15 protein-coding genes and 2 tRNA genes are annotated in these 17,072 nt (G+C 71.2%); 6 read left to right on the top strand and 11 right to left on the bottom strand.

Features of this window, described 5'->3' with window-relative positions:
* Window positions 1-203: 203 nt before the first annotated feature.
* From AAW14_RS30285 to AAW14_RS30295, 3 genes are all read left to right on the top strand, one after another.
* Window positions 204-1,313, top strand: coding sequence for an SPFH domain-containing protein (locus AAW14_RS30285; protein ID WP_265567585.1), 1,110 nt, complete (start codon window positions 204-206; stop codon window positions 1,311-1,313).
* Window positions 1,314-1,422: 109 nt separating this feature from the next.
* Window positions 1,423-2,034, top strand: a complete 612-nt coding sequence (locus AAW14_RS30290) for a lytic polysaccharide monooxygenase auxiliary activity family 9 protein (RefSeq protein WP_265567486.1) — start codon at window positions 1,423-1,425, stop codon at window positions 2,032-2,034.
* Between the two features lie 122 nt (window positions 2,035-2,156).
* Window positions 2,157-3,815: an AMP-binding protein gene (locus AAW14_RS30295; RefSeq protein ID WP_265567488.1), complete on the top strand. Its 1,659-nt coding sequence runs from the start codon at window positions 2,157-2,159 to the stop codon at window positions 3,813-3,815.
* A gap of 129 nt (window positions 3,816-3,944) precedes the next feature.
* On the opposite strand, the gene AAW14_RS30300 is transcribed toward AAW14_RS30295, so the two are convergent.
* From AAW14_RS30300 to AAW14_RS30330, 7 genes are all read right to left on the bottom strand, one after another.
* Window positions 3,945-4,021: transfer RNA gene (locus tag AAW14_RS30300), tRNA-Lys, on the bottom strand.
* Between the two features lie 79 nt (window positions 4,022-4,100).
* Complete coding sequence (locus AAW14_RS30305; protein ID WP_265567490.1) at window positions 4,101-4,859, bottom strand: IclR family transcriptional regulator; 759 nt, start codon at window positions 4,857-4,859, stop codon at window positions 4,101-4,103.
* 203 nt (window positions 4,860-5,062) lie between these two features.
* A complete protein-coding gene (ehuA, locus tag AAW14_RS30310; protein ID WP_265567492.1) occupies window positions 5,063-5,839 on the bottom strand; it encodes an ectoine/hydroxyectoine ABC transporter ATP-binding protein EhuA in 777 nt (258 codons plus the stop codon).
* A 10-nt stretch (window positions 5,840-5,849) separates the two neighbouring features.
* On the bottom strand, window positions 5,850-6,500 hold the full coding sequence (gene ehuD / locus AAW14_RS30315; protein WP_265567494.1) for an ectoine/hydroxyectoine ABC transporter permease subunit EhuD: 651 nt from the start codon (window positions 6,498-6,500) through the stop codon (window positions 5,850-5,852).
* Entirely contained in the window at window positions 6,497-7,195 is a 699-nt protein-coding gene (gene ehuC / locus AAW14_RS30320) for an ectoine/hydroxyectoine ABC transporter permease subunit EhuC (RefSeq protein WP_265567496.1), read from the bottom strand. The genes ehuD and ehuC overlap by 4 nt, the downstream gene beginning before the upstream one ends.
* Entirely contained in the window at window positions 7,192-8,121 is a 930-nt protein-coding gene (gene ehuB / locus AAW14_RS30325; RefSeq protein WP_416223399.1) for an ectoine/hydroxyectoine ABC transporter substrate-binding protein EhuB, read from the bottom strand. Before ehuB ends, ehuC begins: the two co-directional genes overlap by 4 nt.
* 404 nt (window positions 8,122-8,525) lie before the next feature.
* A complete protein-coding gene (locus tag AAW14_RS30330) occupies window positions 8,526-9,485 on the bottom strand; it encodes a D-2-hydroxyacid dehydrogenase (protein WP_265567499.1) in 960 nt (319 codons plus the stop codon).
* Window positions 9,486-9,782: 297 nt separating this feature from the next.
* Here AAW14_RS30330 and AAW14_RS30335 point away from each other — a divergent pair, with 297 nt between their 5' ends.
* Entirely contained in the window at window positions 9,783-10,514 is a 732-nt protein-coding gene (locus AAW14_RS30335) for a decarboxylase (protein ID WP_265567501.1), read from the top strand.
* Window positions 10,515-10,599: 85 nt separating this feature from the next.
* Window positions 10,600-11,688 carry an LLM class flavin-dependent oxidoreductase gene (locus AAW14_RS30340; RefSeq protein WP_265567587.1) on the top strand — a complete coding sequence of 363 codons (1,089 nt, stop codon included), beginning with the start codon at window positions 10,600-10,602 and terminating at the stop codon, window positions 11,686-11,688.
* Window positions 11,689-11,730: 42 nt separating this feature from the next.
* On the opposite strand, the gene AAW14_RS30345 is transcribed toward AAW14_RS30340, so the two are convergent.
* The gene (locus AAW14_RS30345) at window positions 11,731-13,641 is read right to left on the bottom strand and encodes a putative bifunctional diguanylate cyclase/phosphodiesterase (RefSeq protein WP_265567503.1); all 1,911 of its coding nucleotides are present in this window, start codon (window positions 13,639-13,641) and stop codon (window positions 11,731-11,733) included.
* Between the two features lie 465 nt (window positions 13,642-14,106).
* On the opposite strand from AAW14_RS30345, the gene AAW14_RS30350 reads away from it, so the two are divergent.
* Window positions 14,107-15,486 carry a M6 family metalloprotease domain-containing protein gene (locus AAW14_RS30350; protein ID WP_265567505.1) on the top strand — a complete coding sequence of 460 codons (1,380 nt, stop codon included), beginning with the start codon at window positions 14,107-14,109 and terminating at the stop codon, window positions 15,484-15,486.
* A 128-nt stretch (window positions 15,487-15,614) separates the two neighbouring features.
* On the opposite strand, the gene AAW14_RS30355 is transcribed toward AAW14_RS30350, so the two are convergent.
* The 3 genes from AAW14_RS30355 to AAW14_RS30365 form a co-directional block, all read right to left on the bottom strand.
* A tRNA-Lys gene (locus AAW14_RS30355) sits at window positions 15,615-15,688 on the bottom strand.
* Window positions 15,679-16,290: a hypothetical protein gene (locus tag AAW14_RS30360; protein ID WP_265567506.1), complete on the bottom strand. Its 612-nt coding sequence runs from the start codon at window positions 16,288-16,290 to the stop codon at window positions 15,679-15,681. Before AAW14_RS30360 ends, AAW14_RS30355 begins: the two co-directional genes overlap by 10 nt.
* Window positions 16,291-16,420: 130 nt before the next feature.
* Complete coding sequence (locus AAW14_RS30365; protein WP_265567508.1) at window positions 16,421-16,786, bottom strand: hypothetical protein; 366 nt, start codon at window positions 16,784-16,786, stop codon at window positions 16,421-16,423.
* Window positions 16,787-17,072: the final 286 nt, after the last annotated feature.

Consider the following 17,072-nt stretch of genomic DNA (forward strand, 5'->3'; position numbering starts at 1 on the left):
GGCCGGATTCTGTGGGTGGGCGGGATGAGGGGGCGGGGCCGGAGTCTGCGGTGGTGCGAGGGGAGGGGGTGACGTCGGAGCGTTCGGTTGCGGGCGGTGACGGGGTGGTGCTGGAGTCCGAGGGCGCAGTGACGGCGTCGGATCGTGAGGGTGCGCGGGACGAAGGGACGGCGTCGGGGTCTGCCGGTGTCCGGGGTGAGGGGGTGGCGCCGGATCAGCCAGGGGTCCGGCACGCGCGGCTCATTCACAGTGAGTCCACCACCGAGATCCCCGTCCATCTGCTGTTCCGGGACGACTCCGACCCGGTCGCCGTGCCGCTCACCCCGACCGTCGTGGCGCGACGGCTCGGCACGGACGAGCCGCCGAGGGCGTCCCGGCCCGCCCCGCAGGGGCGACGGGTGCCGGCCGTCGAACCCGAGTCGGCCGAGCGACCGGCCCGGGTGCTGCCCGGGGCGGCGGGCGTGCTGGCCGGCCTCGGCGGGACGGCCGCCTGCGCGGCCGTCTCGTGGTGGGCGGGGGGCCTGCCCCCGGACACGGTGAGCGCCCTGGGACTTCCGGCGTCCGCGGGCGCGGGCCTCGGGTTCGTGCAGTGGGCCGCGTACGCAGGGGCGGGCACGCTCGCCCTCTTCGGCTTCGGCGGGCTCGCACGGGGGCGCACCGGACGTGCCTGGGTGCTGGGCCGGTTCGGCCGCTATCGCGGGACGGTCCGACGCACCGGGCTGATGTGGGTGAACCCGCTGGTGGTGCGCCGCCGGGTCGACGTACGGCTGCGGCACTGGCGCAGCGAGCCGATCCCCGCGGTCGACGCCAACGGGGTCCCGCTGCGCGTGGTAGTGCTGGTGACCTGGCGGGTCAGGGACACCGCGCGGGCCGTGCTGGGTACGGAGGACCACGAGAGGTATCTGCGGGAGTGCGTCGAGTCGGCGCTCGCACGGGTGCTGCCCCAGGTGTCGGGCGATCTGCCTCCGGCGAAGGACGGGGTGACCCTGCGTCATGTCGAGGCGGTCGCCGACACGCTGACCCGCCTGGTGGCCCAGGAGGCCGCGCCGGTCGGTCTGGAGGTGTTCTCGATGCAGCCGACGCGGATCGAGTACGCCCCCGAGATCGCCGACTGGATCCAGCGCCGCCGGATCGCCGCGCTGGACGCCCGGCACCGCGACACGCTGCTCAGCTCCGTCGTCGACTCGGTGGAGGACACCGTCACCCGGCTGACCACCCGGGGCCTGGTCGAACTCGACGACTACGAGCGCAAGGCGCTGGTGAAGGACCTGACGGTGGCGTTCTGCACGAGGCGTTCGGCCGACGGGGTCTGAAAGCCCCGCCGATTGGTATGGACATGTTCAACTCGCGACAATAATCTGGAACTTGGTCTAGACCTGCACGGCTCACTGAACTTCCCCCACGTTCTCCAGGAGCGGCAGCATGCGCACAAGGACCAAGTTGTACGCCGCCGTGCTGGGCCTCGCGACCGCCGGAGCCTTCGTGCTCTCCACCGGCGGAGCCGACGCCCACGGCTACACCGACCAGCCCCTCAGCAGGCAGAAGATGTGCGCCGCGAACGGCGGCATCGTCCCCGGCTGCGGCGACATCCAGTGGGAGCCGCAGAGCGTCGAGGGCCCGAAGGGCTTCCCGGCGGCCGGACCGAACGACGGTCAGATCTGTTCGGCGAACCACACCAACTTCGGCGCCCTCGACCAGCCGAGGACGCCCTCGGGCGCGGCCTGGCCGACGACCCGGGTGACCGGCGGGCAGAGCTACACCTTCCGCTGGCAGTTCACCGCCTCGCACGCGACGACCGACTTCAAGTACTACGTCACCCGGCCGGGCTGGAACCAGAACCACGCCCTGACCCGCGCGGACCTGAACACCACCCCGTTCCTGACGGTCCCGTACAACGGGCAGCGCCCGCCGTCCACGCTCACCCACACCGGCACGCTGCCGACCGGGCTGAGCGGGCACCACATCATCCTCGGGGTGTGGACGATCGCGGACACGGGCAACGCGTTCTACTCCTGCGCGGACGTCAGGTTCTGAGCGGAGAACTCCACGCGCGCCGACATGGCCATGACGGCGCGCGTGGAGTCGTACGAGCCCGGGGCAACCATGGAAGCCGTGGGTCTCGTCATCTGACGTTACGTCAATTACCGTGCGATCCCATGGATTCCACGAGGTCCACCGTCGCGGAGCTGGTGTGGGAGCAGTGGGGTGACCACCGCCCGGGCCTGTGGTTCGAGGGGCGGATGCTCAGCCGGCACGAGATGGCCGCGGGGGCGGCGGCGCGTGCGGCGCTGCTCGCCGATCTGCTGCCGCCCGGCGCCGAGCCGCACCTCGGTGTGCTGCTGGACAACACCCCGGAGTATCCGCTGTGGCTGAGCGCGGCGGCCCTGGCGGGCGCGGCCGTCGCCGGGATCAACCCCACCCGGCGCGGCCCCGAGCTGGCCCGTGACATCCTGCACACAGAGTGCCGCGTCCTGGTCACCGAGCGCGCGCGTCTCCGGCTGCTCGACGGGCTCGACCTGCCGGACGTGCGTCTGCTGGTGACCGAAACGGAGCCGTACAGCGAGCTCGTCGCCGCGTACGAGGGCGCCGAGCCGGACGTCTCGAAGGCCACCCCCGCCGACCGCCTTCTGCTCTACTTCACCTCCGGCTCCACCGGAGCCCCCAAGGCCGCTATCTGCTCTCAGGGGCGGCTCGCGGCGGCGGGCCGGTCGCTGGTGGGCCACTTCGGGCTGAGTGCCGACGACGTCCACTACATCTGCATGCCGATGTTCCACGGCAACGCGGTGATCGCCGACTGGGCCCCCGCCCTGGTCTCGGGCGCCCCCGTCGCGCTCGGCCGGCGCTTCTCGGCCTCGCGGTTCCTGGCCGACGTACGGGCCTACGGGGTGACGTACTTCACCTATGTCGGGCGTGCCGTGCAGTACGTCCTGGCGACCGAGGAGCGGCCCGACGACCGGGACAACCCGCTGCGGCTCGGCTTCGGCACGGAGGCGGGCACGGCGGACGCGACGGCCTTCGAGCGGCGTTTCGGAGTACGGCTGGTGGAGGGGTACGGGTCGTCGGAGGGCGGCGCCGCCATCCAGCGCACGCCCGGCACCCCGCCCGGGGCGATCGGCAGCGCGGCGCCCGGCGACGACCTGGCCGTCGTCGACCCGGGAACCCGCAAGGAGTGCCCGCCCGCCGTCTTCGGCGGGGACGGCCGTCTGCTGAACGGGGACACGGCCATCGGGGAGCTGGTCAACCGCGGTACCAACCCCTTCGAGGGCTACTGGCGCAACCCGGCCGCGGACGCCGCCCGCATCCGCGACGGCTGGTACTGGACCGGCGACCTCTTCTACCGCGACCGCGACGGCTTCCTCTATTTCGCCGGCCGCACGGACGACCGGCTCCGTGTCGACAGCGAGAACCTGGCCGCCGCGGTGATCGAGAACATCCTCGCCCGGTACGAGGCCGCCGCCGCCGTGGCCGTGTACGCGGTGCCGGATCCGGTGGCGGGGGACCAGGTGATGGCGGCGCTGGCGCTCAAGGAGGAGCGGGTCTTCGACCCGGCGGCCTTCGCCGCCTTCCTTGCGGCCCAGCCGGACCTGGGGACGAAGATGGCGCCCCGGTTCGTGCGCGTCGTCCGTCGGATGCCCGTCACCGCCACCAACAAGATCCACCGGGTGGGCCTGCGGCGCGAGGGGTTCCGGTGCGCCGACCCGGTGTGGTGGCGCCCGCCGGGGGAGTCCGCGTACCGGAGCTTCACGGAACGTGATGTGGCAGAGCTCCTCACCGAGTACCGCGAGCAGGGGCGCGAGGAGCTGCTCGCACGGTAGGGCACCGGGAAACAGGGGGCGCCCGCGAAGGGGGGTGGTGGCGGACCCTCGCAACGCGCGGCGAAGCCGCGCAGAAACGACGGCGGCGAGCCCGTTCGCGCTTTCCGCGAACACGACTCGCCATCGCCATGGTGCGCCGCCAGGGACTCGAACCCCGGACCCGCTGATTAAGAGTCAGCTGCTCTAACCAACTGAGCTAGCGGCGCAGACTCCGTCGCTCGCTCGCTCTCGCGTCCGGCGACAAAAGAAATACTACCTGGTCCGCACTGGTGGTTCCGACCACCCTCAGATCGCCAGGGACAGCAGGACCGGAGCCGCCCCCCTGTTCAGCCGGTCCGCCGCCTGCCGCAGGCGGTGCGCGTGCTCCACCGGCAGGGAGAGTGCCAGGCAGCCCACCGAGGAGCCGGCGGTGATCGGGACGGCCGCGCACACCGTGCCCACCGCGTATTCCTGGAGGTCGAGGACCGGCACCGTCGGCGGATGGGCGGCGAGACGGGACAGCAGGACCTTCTCGCTGGTGATCGTCCGCGAGGTGAGCCGGGCCATCCTGTGCCGGGCGAGATGATCCCGGCGGCCGTTGAGGTCGAGCTGACCGAGCAGGCTCTTGCCGACCGCGCTGGCATGGGCAGAGGAGCGGAAGTCCACCCACTCGTGCACCGCGGGTGTCGCCGGGCCGTCGGCGCACTGGGTGACCTGCACCTCGCCGTCGATGTAGCGGCTCATGTAGATCGCGGCGCCCACCGAGTCGCGCAGCCTGTCGAGGGTGTGCTGGAGCGTCTCGCGCAGCGCCTGCTCGTGGCCATGGGCGGAGCCGAGCCGGCTGAGGGCGGCACCGGTGACGTACGCGCCGTCGGCGGTCTGCTCTACGTACCCCTCCCTGCGCAGCATCCGCAGGAGTGAGGACAGCCGGTGGGTGCCGAGTCCGGTCTGGCGGGCGAGCTCGGCGTCGGTGACACCGGCGGAGTGCCCGGCCACTGTCTCGAGGACGCGCAGGGCGTCCTGGGCCGAGTGGTACGGGGCGGTCGGCTCATGGGTCAGCGCCACGGTCTCCCCCTGCGCTTTTTGGGCCGTTCTCGGGACAGCTGGGCTGCACCCACGATAAGGCTCAAGCGCTCTCCGGGGAGCGGGTGTTGACGAACTTTGTGGTGCACTTGGCCCTCTCAGCAGGTACGCGCCACTCCGGCTTATGCCTGCGTCATAAGCCGGCCGCTTGTTCCCCGTCCCACCTCCGGCTTCACCTCCTGTAGTCAGAGCACTGCGCTGAGGAATTCCCGCGTGCGTGCCTGCTCGGGTTCGCTGAAGATCTTCTCCGGGGAGCCCGCCTCGATGACATGGCCGGAATCGAACATCAGGATCCGGTCGGAGATGTCCCGCGCGAAGTTCATCTCATGGGTCACACAGAGCATCGTGATGTCCGTGGTGCGGGCGATGTCACGGAGGACATCGAGAACTCCGGCGACCAGCTCCGGGTCGAGCGCCGACGTCACCTCGTCGAGCAGCAGCACCTGCGGGCGCATCGCCAGGGCCCGGGCGATCGCGACCCGCTGCTGCTGGCCGCCGGAGAGCTGGGTCGGGTACTTGTCGAGGTGATCGCTCAGCCCGACCAGGTCGAGCAGTTCGCGCGCCCGCTGCTCGGCCTCGTCCTTCGACAGGCCGAGGACGGTCACCGGCGCTTCCGTGATGTTCCGCAGCACCTTCATGTTCGGGAACAGATTGAACTGCTGGAAGACCATTCCGATGTTCTTGCGGATCTCCCGCACCTGCTTCTCCGGGGCCGGGTACAGCTGCTGCCCGGCAACCGTGATCGTGCCCTCGTCGGGCTTGGTCAGGGTCATCAGCATCCGCAGGATCGTGGTTTTCCCCGAACCGGACGGACCGATCAGCGTGACGTGCTTCCCGGCGTCGACCGAGAAGTCGAGCCGGTCGAGGACCGTGTGGTCGCCGAAGCGCTTGGTGACCTTCTCGAGGCGGATCAGCTCGCCCGTGGCTGCGGGCGGGTTGGCGTGGGCGTCGGGTTCCTTCATCAGAGGGGTGTCAGCGGACAAGGCGTCGCTCCAGGGCTCGCAGGAGGAGGGAGGCGGGGTAGGAGATGAGGACGAAGGCCACACCGATGACGGTGAGCGGCTCGGTGAACTGGAAGTGCTGCTGTGAGAAGAGCCGCGCCTCGCCGAGCATGTCGAGGACGGTGATCGCCATCAGCATCGGTGTGTCCTTGAGCATCGCGATCACGTAGTTGCCGAGTGCCGGCACGACCCGGCGGATGGCCTGCGGCAGGATCACCGCCGCCCAGGTGCGCCGCGCCGGCAGGCTCAGTGCGGTGGCGGCCTCCCACTGGCCGACGGGCACGGCGTCGATACCGGCGCGGTAGACCTGCATCGTGTACGTCGAGTAGTGCAGGCCGATCGCGACGACACCGGTGGTCAGCGCGGAGAAGGTGAGCCCCCACTCAGGCAGCACGTAGAAGAGGAAGAACAGCTGCACCAGCAGCGGGGTGTCACGGATGAACTCGGTGATGGTCCCCACCGGCCAGCGCACCCAGCGGCTCGGCGTGCGCATCAGCAGCGCCCAGACCAGGCCGACGGCGAACGAGATCAGCGAGCCGAGGGCCAGCGCCTGGAGGGTGACGAGCAGGCCGTCCCAGAAGTGCGGCATGAAGTCGCGGACGGCACTCCAGTCCCAGTTCACGAGACACCACCTCCGACGGGCTGCGGGACGGAGACCTTGGTCTCCGGCGCCTTTCCGGCCCCGGCCTTGAGCCGGTGCTCGAGTTTGCGCATCAGGCGGGTGAGCAGGAAGGCGATCACGAAGTAGATGAGCAGGACGTACGTGTAGATCTGCGCGCTCTCCTGCAGCGCGAGCCGCACCAGGTTGCCGCTGAACGCCAGGTCGCCCATGCCCATCACGGAGACCAGCGCGGTGCCCTTGAGCAGTTCGACCAGCAGATTGGAGAACGGCGGGATCATCTCCGGCACCGCCTGCGGCAGCAGGATCTTCCGCATCCGCTGCCAGGGTGTGAAGCTCAGCGCGATTCCGCCCTCGCGTTGCGCCGGGTCGACGGAGTTCAGGGCACCGCGCACGATCTCCGCCCCGTACGCCCCGTACGTCAGCCCGAGAGCGAGCGTGCCCGCCCACATCGGCACCAGCTGCCAGCCGAAGGCGAGCGGAAGGACGAAGAACACCCAGAAGATCATGATCAGGGCGGAGGTGCCGCGGAACACCTCGGTGTAGAAGCCGGCGAGGAAGCGGACGATCCAGAGCCGGTGGGTGCGTGCGATACCGACGGTGAAGGAGACGGCCGTCGCGAGCAGTGCGCTGAGCACGAGGAGCTGGACGGTGGTCCAGATGCCTTTGAGTACGAGTTCCCAGAGTCCCGAGGTCATCCGCGGCACAGCTCCTTCGCGGTCATGTCGGTCATCTCGGCCTTGGTGAAGCCGAACGGCCGCAGAATGCGGAAGAGTTCGCCGCTGGCCTTCATCTTCTTCAGCTCGGCGTTGAAGGCGTCCCGCAGGCTCGTCTCGGTGGACCGGAACGCGAAGGCGCCGCCGTCGACGTGGGGTCTCCCCTTGACCAGGGGCGCGAAGGGTTTCGTGGACTCCGCCTTGCTGGAGTTCTTGACGACTTCACGGGTGGTGAGGGCGGTCCCGGCGAACGCGTCGACACGTCCGGCCTCGACGGCGTTCAGTCCGGCGACCTGGTCGGGGACGATCAGGAGGTCGCTCTGCTTGTAGCCGGCCTCGACCGCGTACTGGATCTCGGCGTATCCGGTGCCGGTGGCGAGTTTCGCCTTCTTGTCGACGACGTCCTTGTAGCTGTGCAGGCCCTTGGGATTGCCCTTCCGCACGATGAAGGCGTCGAGCATCTGGTAGTCGGGGTCGGCGAAGATGACCTGTTGGCAGCGGTCCGGGTTGACGTACATCCCGGCCGAGACGACGTCGAACTGCTGGGAGTTCAGCCCGGGTATGAGCGAGCCGAACTCGGTCGGCACGGGCTGGACGCGGTCGACGCCGAGGCGTTTGAACACGGCCTTGGCCAGCTCGGGGGCCTCGCCGGTGAGGTTGCCGTTCTTGTCGATGTAGCCGAAGGGGATCTCTCCGGCGATGCCTAGGCGAACGACGCCCTGGGCCTTGAGCCGGCTCAGCAGATCACCGCCGTGCGTGGTCGAAGCCGTGGCCACGCGGCTGCAGCCGGCGGCGCCCAGCGCGCCCAAGGCGGCGGCGCCGGCGAGCAGTGACCGGCGGCTGGTTCCGCATTTCCCTGCGTCATTCGTCCGTGGTGGAGCCATGGGCGCGCGGCTACCCGAGACCATGCGATGTATGCAGGCCGATTTCGGTCCCGTTCTTTGCACGGGCGGTCCCGGCCCGGAGATTCCCAGGTCGGGCGGCGGATACGGCGAGCCCAGGGCCGCACCGGGATCCGGGCTGCCGGGGACGGGCATACGGTTGCCGGTCGCGTGTGCGGGGGGTGCGTGGTGCGTTCGGGCCGGGGTTCCGGACGGAATGCGACCCGTGGGGCGGGGGCGCGTTCCGGAGGGAAGCGGGTGCGCGTCTCGGGAGGCGCCCGCTCTCCGGCCGGGCTGCGGGGCCCCGCACCGGAGGCGACGTACGGGAGGCGGGCCGCGCTCCGGCGTGGGTGCCGTGGCCGGATCCGCGCGCGTCGCGCCACCGCCGACCGGGGCGGGTTCCGCCCTCCTCGCGCGCTCCCCGACCCGGTTCAGTGCCCGGGCACGTACCCGCGGCCCTTGTCGACCACGTTCAGCAGCGGTTTCCCCGCCTCCCAGCGGTCGTACAACTCGATGAACTGGGCTGCCAGTTCGTCGGTCCAGCCGACCGTGTCGCCGCTCATGTGCGGGGACACGAGCAGGCCCGGCACCTGCCACAACGGGCTGTCCGGGGTGAGCGGTTCCTGTTGGAAGACGTCCAGGGCCGCGCCCGCGATCCACCGCTTCCTCAGCGCGTCGGCGAGTGCCTCCTCCACCACGAGCTGCCCGCGCCCGACGTTGACGAAGCGGGCCGAGGGCTGCATGACGCCGAAGCGGCGGGTGTCGAACATGCCTTCCGTCTGCTCGGTCAGCGGCGCCGCCGCGATCACCCAGTCGGCGCGGGCCAGCAGCCGGTCCAGGTCGGCCGGGCCGTGGATCCCGGTGCGCGGAACACGGCCCACGACCGAGACCGTGACGTCGAGGGCCTTTAGCGTACGGGCGATCGTCCGCCCGATCGGCCCGGAGCCGACCACGCACGCGCGCGTGCCCGCCACCCGCAGTGTGTCGCGGTGCCGCCACTCCCGCTCCCGCTGCAGCTCCCACGTGCGCGGCAGATCCTTGGCCATGGCGAGGACGAGCGCGGTCACGTACTCGGCGACGGGCTGCTCGAAGATGCCGCGCGCGTTCGTCACCACCGTGTCGGACGCCGTCAGTTCGGGGCACATCAGATGGTCCACGCCCGCGCTCGCGGTGTGCACCCAGCGGGGCCGGGGACCCGCGCCGGGCCAGGCGTCGCGCACCGCGTGCGAGGTGAAGTCCCAGACGAGCAGGACGTCGGCGTACGGCAGCCGCTCGGCGAGCGTCGAGGCGTCCGCGTGCTCGATCCGCACCCGTCCGGTGAGCCGGCCGAGCCGGGGCGGCGGCTCCGCGTCCAGGACGAGCAGGGTGGGGCCGGGCGGGGGAGCGGTCATGCGGGAACCGGTTCTCCGTTCGGCGGCGGCCGGAGGGACCGGCCGGGCGTCTGATATGCGCGGATTGACCACGGTCGCACCCGAAACCGGCCTCGTCAACACGGTCGGGACGGCGCCGGACCGCCCCGACCGGGGGGTGTTCGCCCCGTCGTGACGGGTGCCGTCTCGGCCAAGCAGGTGATGAGGGCGACCGGCTTCGCCTCATCTGGGTACCCGAGCGGTGGGTCCTCGTCGGGCGCCGCCCGACGAGGCAGCACACCACGGACCCGTACCGCCAAAAGAACAGGAAGGTTGGGCATGACCGCACTCGGATTCCTCTACCCGGGCCACTTCGCCGAGGACGACTATCCACGCATCGAGCAGTTGCTGGCCAGCGACATCCGGGTCGACCTCGTCCACACCGCCGGCGGCGAGGACACGCACCGCGTCGATGCCCTCAGGGAGACGGGCTCACCGCGACGGCTGGCGGCGGGCGTCGAGGAGCTGCGCCTGGCCGGCGTGGAGGCCATCGTGTGGGCTTCCACCAGCGGCAGCTTCGTGCACGGCTGGGAGGGCGCCCACGAACAGGTGCGCGCCCTCGCGCGCACCGCCGGAATGCCGGCCTCCTCCACCTCCTTCGCCTTCGTGCACGCGGCGCGGGAGATCGGAGCGCGCAGGGTGGCGGTCGCGGCGACGTATCCGGACGACATCACGGAGCTGTTCGCCGGATTCCTGCGGGAGGCGGACACCAAGGTGATGTCGGTCCACTCCGCCGGAATCGTCACGGCGGCGGAGGTGGCCGGCTGGGGCGTGAAGGAAGTGCTGGAGCTGGCCCGGCAGGCCGACCACGCCGAAGCCGACGCGATCCTGCTCCCCGACGCCGCGCTCCACACCGTCGCGCATCTGCCGGCCCTCGAGCAGGAGCTCGCCAAGCCGGTCCTCACGGCGAACCAGGTAACGGTGTGGGAGGCCCTGCGTCTGGTCGACCGCCGGGTGAACGCACCGGAGCTCGGGACCCTGTTCACGAAGGAGCCGATCGTCCAGGTGTGACGCGTCACCGCGGCGGCGGGGCCGGGAATAACCGGGGACTGCCTCCTGTTGCCGACGGGCGGACGCGACGCGCACAGCAGGAGGCATCCCGGTGGACGAGATCCGAGGCATCACCCAGGGCACCGCCCCCGTCCCCCTGTCGGTACTGGACCTGGTCACGGTCGGCGCCGGACACACCGCCTCGGAAGCCCTCCGCACCAGTGTCGCGCTCTCCCGTCTCGCGGAGTCCCGGGGTTTCCACCGCTACTGGGTGGCCGAGCACCACTCCATGCCAGGCGTGGCCTCTTCCTCGCCCGCCGTGATCCTCGCCCACCTCGCCGCCCACACGGACCGCATCCGTCTCGGCTCGGGCGGCGTGATGCTCCCGAATCACGCGCCGCTCGCCATCGCTGAGCAGTTCGGCACACTGGAGGCCATGGCGCCGGGCCGTATCGACCTGGGTCTGGGCCGCGCCCCGGGCACCGACGGCGCCACGGCCGCCGCGCTGCGCCGCACCGAACGACTCAGCGAGGGCGCCGACGACTTCCCCGAGCAGCTCGCCGAGCTGACCCGTTTCCTCGACGACGACTTCCCCGACGGCCACCCCTACTCCCGGATCCACGCGATTCCCGGTCCGGTCCAGGGCAGCTCCCCGGGCGGCGTCCAGTCCCCGCACCGCCCGCCGATCTGGCTGCTCGGCTCGTCCGGCTTCAGCGCCCGCCTGTCCGGCATGCTCGGCCTGCCCTTCGCCTTCGCCCACCACTTCTCGGCGCACAACACCATCCCGGCGCTCGACCTGTACCGCGAGTCCTTCCGCCCGTCCGAGGTTCTCGACGCCCCGTACGCCCTGATCGGCGTGTCCGCGCTCGCCACCGACGACGAGAAGGAGGCCCGCCGCCAGGTCAGGGCCGCCGCACTGAACATGGTGCGGCTGCGCACCGGCCGTCCCGGCCTCTTCCCCACCCCCGAGGAGACCGAGGCGTACGCATTCGGGCCGCTGGAGGAGGAGTTCGTGCAGTCCTGGGCCGCCAACATCGTGCACGGCACGGCGGACGAGGTCCGGTCCGGCCTGGACGATCTCCAGAAGCGCACCGGCGCCGACGAGTTGATGCTCACGTCCCACGCCCACCGCGGCGAGCTGCGTCTGCGTTCGTACGAACTGATCGCGGACGCCTACGGGTTGCCCGCCGCGTGAGCTCGGGAGGGTGCCGTCGCACGGGGGACGGCACCCTCCCGGTCAGCTGCGGCGGCAGGCCTCCGCCTCCACCAGTTCGGAGATGCGGTCCGGCGGCACGGGCCGCGAGTACAGCCACCCCTGGCCGGTGTCGCAGCCGATCCTGCGCAGGCGGGATGCCTGCGCGGAGGTCTCCACGCACTCCGCGGTGACCGTCAGGCCCAGCCGGTGGGCGAGTTGGATCACGCCCTCCACGATGACCTCGTCCGCGGGGTTGGGATGGGGGTCCGTGCCCTCGTACTGGAAGCCACGGACGAACGAACCGTCCAGCTTCAGCACCGACACCGGCAGCCTGCTGAGGTAGGCGAGGTTCGAGTAGCCGGTGCCGAAGTCGTCGATGGCGATGCGCACCCCCATGTCGCTGAGCGCCTGGAGAGCCTGGAGGGGGCGGCCGGCCGAGCCCATGACCGCGGACTCGGTCAGCTCCAACTGCAGCAGATGCGGGGCGAGTCCCGTCTCCGCGAGGGTGTCCGCCACGTCCGCCACGAGGTCGGAGTCCCAGACCTGACGCACCGCCACGTTCACGCTGACGAAGATCGGCGGCTCCTCAGGGCGCTCCAGCTGCCAGCGGCGCGCCTGGCGGCAGGCGGTCCCCAGCGCCCAGCGCCCGAGCTGCACGATCGAGCCGTCCTCCTCCGCCAGTCCGATGAACCGATTCGGCGTCAAGGTGCCGAACTGCGGGTGATGCCAGCGCACCAGCGCCTCCACCCCGCGCACCCGCCCGTCCTCCATCCCCACCAACGGCTGGTACTCCAGGGCGAACTCACCCCGCTCGATGGCCGGGCGCAGACCGGAGGAGAGGGCCTGGCGGGTCATGCGGTGGGCGTTGCGCTCGGGGTCGAAGAGGGTCCAGCGGGACTTGCCGTCGGCCTTCGCCCAGTACAGCGTCGTATCGGCCGCCTGCATCAGACCGGTCGCCGTCGTCCCGGCCGCGTGCCGTTCCACGACCCCGATGGAGGCCGAGACCGACAGGCGCTGGCCGGACAGCTCGAACGGCGCCTGGAGCGCCTTCAGCACCGACTCGGCCAGTTCGGCGAGTTGTTCGGTGCCTGTCGAGTCCTCGACCAGCAGGGCGAACTCGTCGCCGCCCAGCCTGGCCACCAGGGGTGCGGCGGCCCGCGCGCGGCCCGCCTCGTCCGCGCAGCGCATCAAACGTTCGGCGACGGCCGCGAGCAGCCGGTCGCCGACGCGGTGCCCGAGCGTGTCGTTGACGGCCTTGAATCCGTCGAGGTCCAGATAGCACAGCCCGATCCGGCCGCTGCCGCTCTCCTCGTACGACTCCGCCTCCAGCGCGGCCGACAGGCGTTCGAAGAACAGCGTGCGGTTGGGCAGGCGGGTCGCCGGGTCGTGCATCTGCAAGTGTCGTAGCTGCGCCTGGAGTTCGCGGCGCGCACTGATGTCGGCGACCGAGACGAGGACGGCCTTCTCGGCCTCGGGCAGCGGGGTGACGGTCACCTGGACCCACAGCGAGTGCCCGTCGGGGTGTTTGAGGCGGCGGGTGCAGCGCAGCCTGGCCTGCCTGCCGCGCAGCACCTCGCGGTACGCATGCCAGGTGCGGGCGTCCGAGGACAGGTCCATCAGATCGGCGGCGGCCTTTCCGGCCAGGCCGTCCTTCCCGGTGCCGAGCAGCGATCCCATCGTCTCGTTGGCGATGAGGACCAGGCCCTCGCGGTCGACGACCGCCATGGCAAGGGGTGCGACGGCGAACGTGGCGGCGAAGGAGGTGGGTTGGAGTGCGGGGGAGAGCGGCGGTGGCGGTGCCGGCGGTGGCGCGTCGCCCGGTGGCGGGAGGGGGTGCGCCCCTGGCAGCGGCGGTGGCGCGGACGCGCCGGACGGCATGGTCTCGTGACGCTCTGTGACTGCCCGGCCGACGAGGTCTGCCGCGGGCGTCGGCCCTTCGGACGTTCCGCTCACCGCTCGCTCCCGCAGTGCACTCGTTCTTCGTACGGATCTCGTGGGTCTCGTCGGGGTCGACGGCCGCGTGGTGAGCGGCCGTACAAGCCGTGTTCGTGCAGGAAAGTGTGCCGATCATAGAGGCTGGCCCCAAGGCCTTCCAGCCGCTGTCCAGTGTCCCGGAACGAGCACATGTTCTGACAGATCGTTTCTGCCCGCACCTGACACCGGTCTATCAGGCAGCCCTCCGGTGTGACGTTCCGTGAGTATTCGGGGTGTCGGCCCATGTCGGCCGCCCCCTCGACGCTCGCGCGCCGTCCTGCGCTCCCACCCCGCACTGCCCCTCCCCCCGGCCGTCGCGGTTTCCCTCTGGCCTTTCCCCCGGCTGGTGGCGTCTCACCCTTCTGGGGCAGGCAAACAGGGCGTAGTACTACAAGTAGGACAAGGCTGGGTGCGGAGTTCGCAGATCCGCACCCGGAGGTCGACGTGCCGCGTCCGCTCCCCCGCAGGGGGCCCACCCGTGAGGCGCTTCAGGGCCTCGCCCGTGGCGCGGCGCCCGTCCTGCGCAGCACCGCTGCCGCGGCAACGTCCATGACGGCCCTCGTGGCGACCTCGCTCGTCACGGGTCCCGCGCTCGCCGAACCCCTGGCGGCGTCCTGCGAGCTCACGCGCGGCGAGGTGCACCACTCCGAGGGCGTCGACACCTGGAACTCCGCCTATATGCGCCCCGTGCGCCCGCTCGACGCGGTCATGGTCTTCCTGTCCTTCCCGGACTCGGCGCCGGTGACCACACCGGCCGAGATCACCGCGGACTACTTCCCGGCCACCAGCCGCTTCTTCGAGCGCGCCTCGTACGGCCGGTTCACGCTGCGTCCCCATCCTGTGGACCACTGGATCCGGATGCCGCACCCCGCATCCTTCTACGCCATACAGCGCGACTGGAGCCCCGAACGCCGGTCCGCGTATCTGCAGGACGCGGTCTCCGCCGCGGACAAGGACGTCGACTTCTCGCGGTACGACATCGTGTACTTCGTGGCGGATCCGGACGCGCCGGGCGTCGATTCGGACGCCACGAAGGTGGTCAACCTGGAGACCCCGCTGCGGGCCGACGGCAAGGACATCCGCCGGGTGGTGACGGTCTTCGAGAAACATCCGCCGGACCGGCTCGTGCTGGCTCATGAGACGGGCCATGTCTTCGACCTGCCCGACCTCTACCACCGCCCCGAGAGCGGCAAGGGCGACTGGGACACCTTCGTCGGCGACTGGGACCTCATGGGCAGCCAGTTCGGTCTGGCACCGGATCTGTTCGCCTGGCACAAGTGGAAGCTGGGGTGGCTGGACCCACGCCAGGTGGCGTGCGTACGGGGGGCCGGCAGCACGCGGCTGACGCTGGAGCCGCTGGGGACGGGGGAGGCCGGGGTGACGCAGGTGCCGGTGGACGCGGGCGCGGCGTGGGGGACCGGGGTGACGGGTGCGGCTGATGGTGCCGGGGCGCAGGCCGCCGGGCTGGGTGTGGAGGCGTTCGGCTCCGGGGGCGGTACCAAGCTTGCGATCGTGCGGACAGGGGCCGACAGCGTGCTCGCCATCGAGGCGCGCGGCGCGGTGGGGAACGACGGCGCGGTCTGCACCCAGGGTGTCCTCGTATACCGGGTGCGCAGCGAGACGGAGTCCGGCGGCGGCCCGATCGAGGTCCTGGACGCTCACCCCCATTCGTCGGCATGCCAGGACAAATCGGTCTACCCACCCCTCGCGGACGCTCCCGTGGCGGAGGGCGAGAGCTTCTCGGTGCCGGGAGAGAACGTGCGGGTGGAGGTGGAGGACCGGACGGCCACGGGGGCATGGACGGTGCGAATCACGCGGAAGTGAGGGATCGGGGGTGAGGGATCGGGGGTGTGGGGCGGCGAGGCCCCCGCAACGCGCGGCGAAGCCGCGCAAAAACAGCGATGGCGGGTCGTGTTCGCGCTTTCCGCGAACACGACCCGCCATCGCCATCGTGCGCCGCCAGGGACTCGAACCCCGGACCCGCTGATTAAGAGTCAGCTGCTCTAACCAACTGAGCTAGCGGCGCCTGCTGACGTCGTAGACCTTAGCATCCTGGTCGGCGGGAGGAAAAATCGATATCCGTACGGCGGCGGAGGCGGCGGCGCGGGCCGCTCGTACGGCCGCCCAGAGGACGACTTCCGGCCCGGGAAGCCAGGGGTGACGGGTGTCGGGCGCGACGAGCCACCGTGATCCGGGGCGGGCGCCGGCCGTGGCCGCGGGTGGGGTCGAGGGGTGGACGGCGGGCACGGTCACGGCGTCACCGGAACCGTGGCACAGCAGCGGCGGAATGCCGTGGGTGCGCCCGCCCCACTCCTCCCAGTCGAGCAGTACCGGCAGCCGGCGGGCCGTGCCGGGTGCGGCGAACAGCAGCATGCGGCCCCGATGCTCGGCGGCGGGCCCGGAGCCCGGCCCTTTGTCCCAGAGCCGGTCGAGCATGCGCCGCCCGAAGATCGCGGGCACGTTGACGACGTCGAACACGGTGCCGCAGGGCAGCAGCACGACCGGGGAGGCGGGACGCTCCGCCCAGTATGCGAGCGTGCTGCGCGGATACGTTCCTGCCGAGGCGAGCCAGGTGGCGCCTTCCGCGGTGACGCGGAAGGCTTCGGTGATCGGCGTTCGACTGCTCATACATCCAGATGTACCGGCTGTGATCAACCCGTCCTCGAGGGTTGCGGAAAATCGGGACAGGAGGGGGTGGGAGGGAGTACTGTGCCGCCCGGCATATGCCAAAAGATCATTCAGCGACCTCGGCCGGGGCTCAGCCCAGGTTCTCCGGCCCGCTCGACTCGGCGCCGCGCAGCAGGTCGCGGCCGAACTCCACCATCTTCTTCGCGTAGTCCTCGGTCCATTCCGCCTGCTCGGCGATCGCTGCCGGCGTCAGCCGGTCGAAGCGGCGTGGATCGGCGAGCTGGGCGGCGGCGACCGCCTGGTACTCCACCGCACGGTCGGCCGCCGCACGAAAGGCCTGGGTCAGTTCCGTCGCCCGCGCCAGCAGCGCCCGCGGGTCGTCGATCGACTCCAGGTCGAAGAAGTGCTCCGGGTCGGAGGCCGCCTCCGCGGGCTCGAAGAGCAGGGGCGCGGGGCGTAGCCGCGGCACGTTCCGACGCGGCGTGTGCTCCGCCATGTCTTCTCCTCCTCGTACGGTTCGAGTGGCGCCCCTTCCGGGTGGGCCACCGTCCATTGTCGCGCGGTGATGCAAGGGGGCAGGGACGAACGCTGCGCGCCCGGCCCGCGCCCCACGCGCCGCGGGGCTCCCGCACTCTCAAGGCCGCGGGGCCGCGTGATGTTCCCTGCCGGTCGGAGCCGCATCGCCTCCTGGTGGGGGCCGGGGATGCCCCTTGGTCCGGTGGGGGCTGTGGCGTCCCGGGACCCGGTGCTGGTCGGCGGTGCCTCGCGACCCGGTGGTGGTC

Source organism: Streptomyces hygroscopicus (assembly GCF_026168105.1).
Classification (GTDB): Bacteria; Actinomycetota; Actinomycetes; order Streptomycetales; family Streptomycetaceae; genus Streptomyces; species Streptomyces hygroscopicus_D.

Bases quoted from the DNA above. Each gene is read 5' to 3' on its own strand.
- AAW14_RS30290 (WP_265567486.1), top strand. From the start codon at position 1,423: ATGCGCACAAGGACCAAGTTGTACGCCGCCGTGCTGGGCCTCGCGACC.
- AAW14_RS30295 (WP_265567488.1), top strand. From the start codon at position 2,157: ATGGATTCCACGAGGTCCACCGTCGCGGAGCTGGTGTGGGAGCAGTGG.
- ehuA (WP_265567492.1), bottom strand. From the start codon at position 5,839: ATGAAGGAACCCGACGCCCACGCCAACCCGCCCGCAGCCACGGGCGAG.
- ehuC (WP_265567496.1), bottom strand. From the start codon at position 7,195: ATGACCTCGGGACTCTGGGAACTCGTACTCAAAGGCATCTGGACCACC.
- ehuB (WP_416223399.1), bottom strand. From the start codon at position 8,121: ATGGTCTCGGGTAGCCGCGCGCCCATGGCTCCACCACGGACGAATGAC.
- AAW14_RS30330 (WP_265567499.1), bottom strand. From the start codon at position 9,485: ATGACCGCTCCCCCGCCCGGCCCCACCCTGCTCGTCCTGGACGCGGAG.
- AAW14_RS30335 (WP_265567501.1), top strand. From the start codon at position 9,783: ATGACCGCACTCGGATTCCTCTACCCGGGCCACTTCGCCGAGGACGAC.
- AAW14_RS30360 (WP_265567506.1), bottom strand. From the start codon at position 16,290: ATGAGCAGTCGAACGCCGATCACCGAAGCCTTCCGCGTCACCGCGGAA.
- AAW14_RS30365 (WP_265567508.1), bottom strand. From the start codon at position 16,786: ATGGCGGAGCACACGCCGCGTCGGAACGTGCCGCGGCTACGCCCCGCG.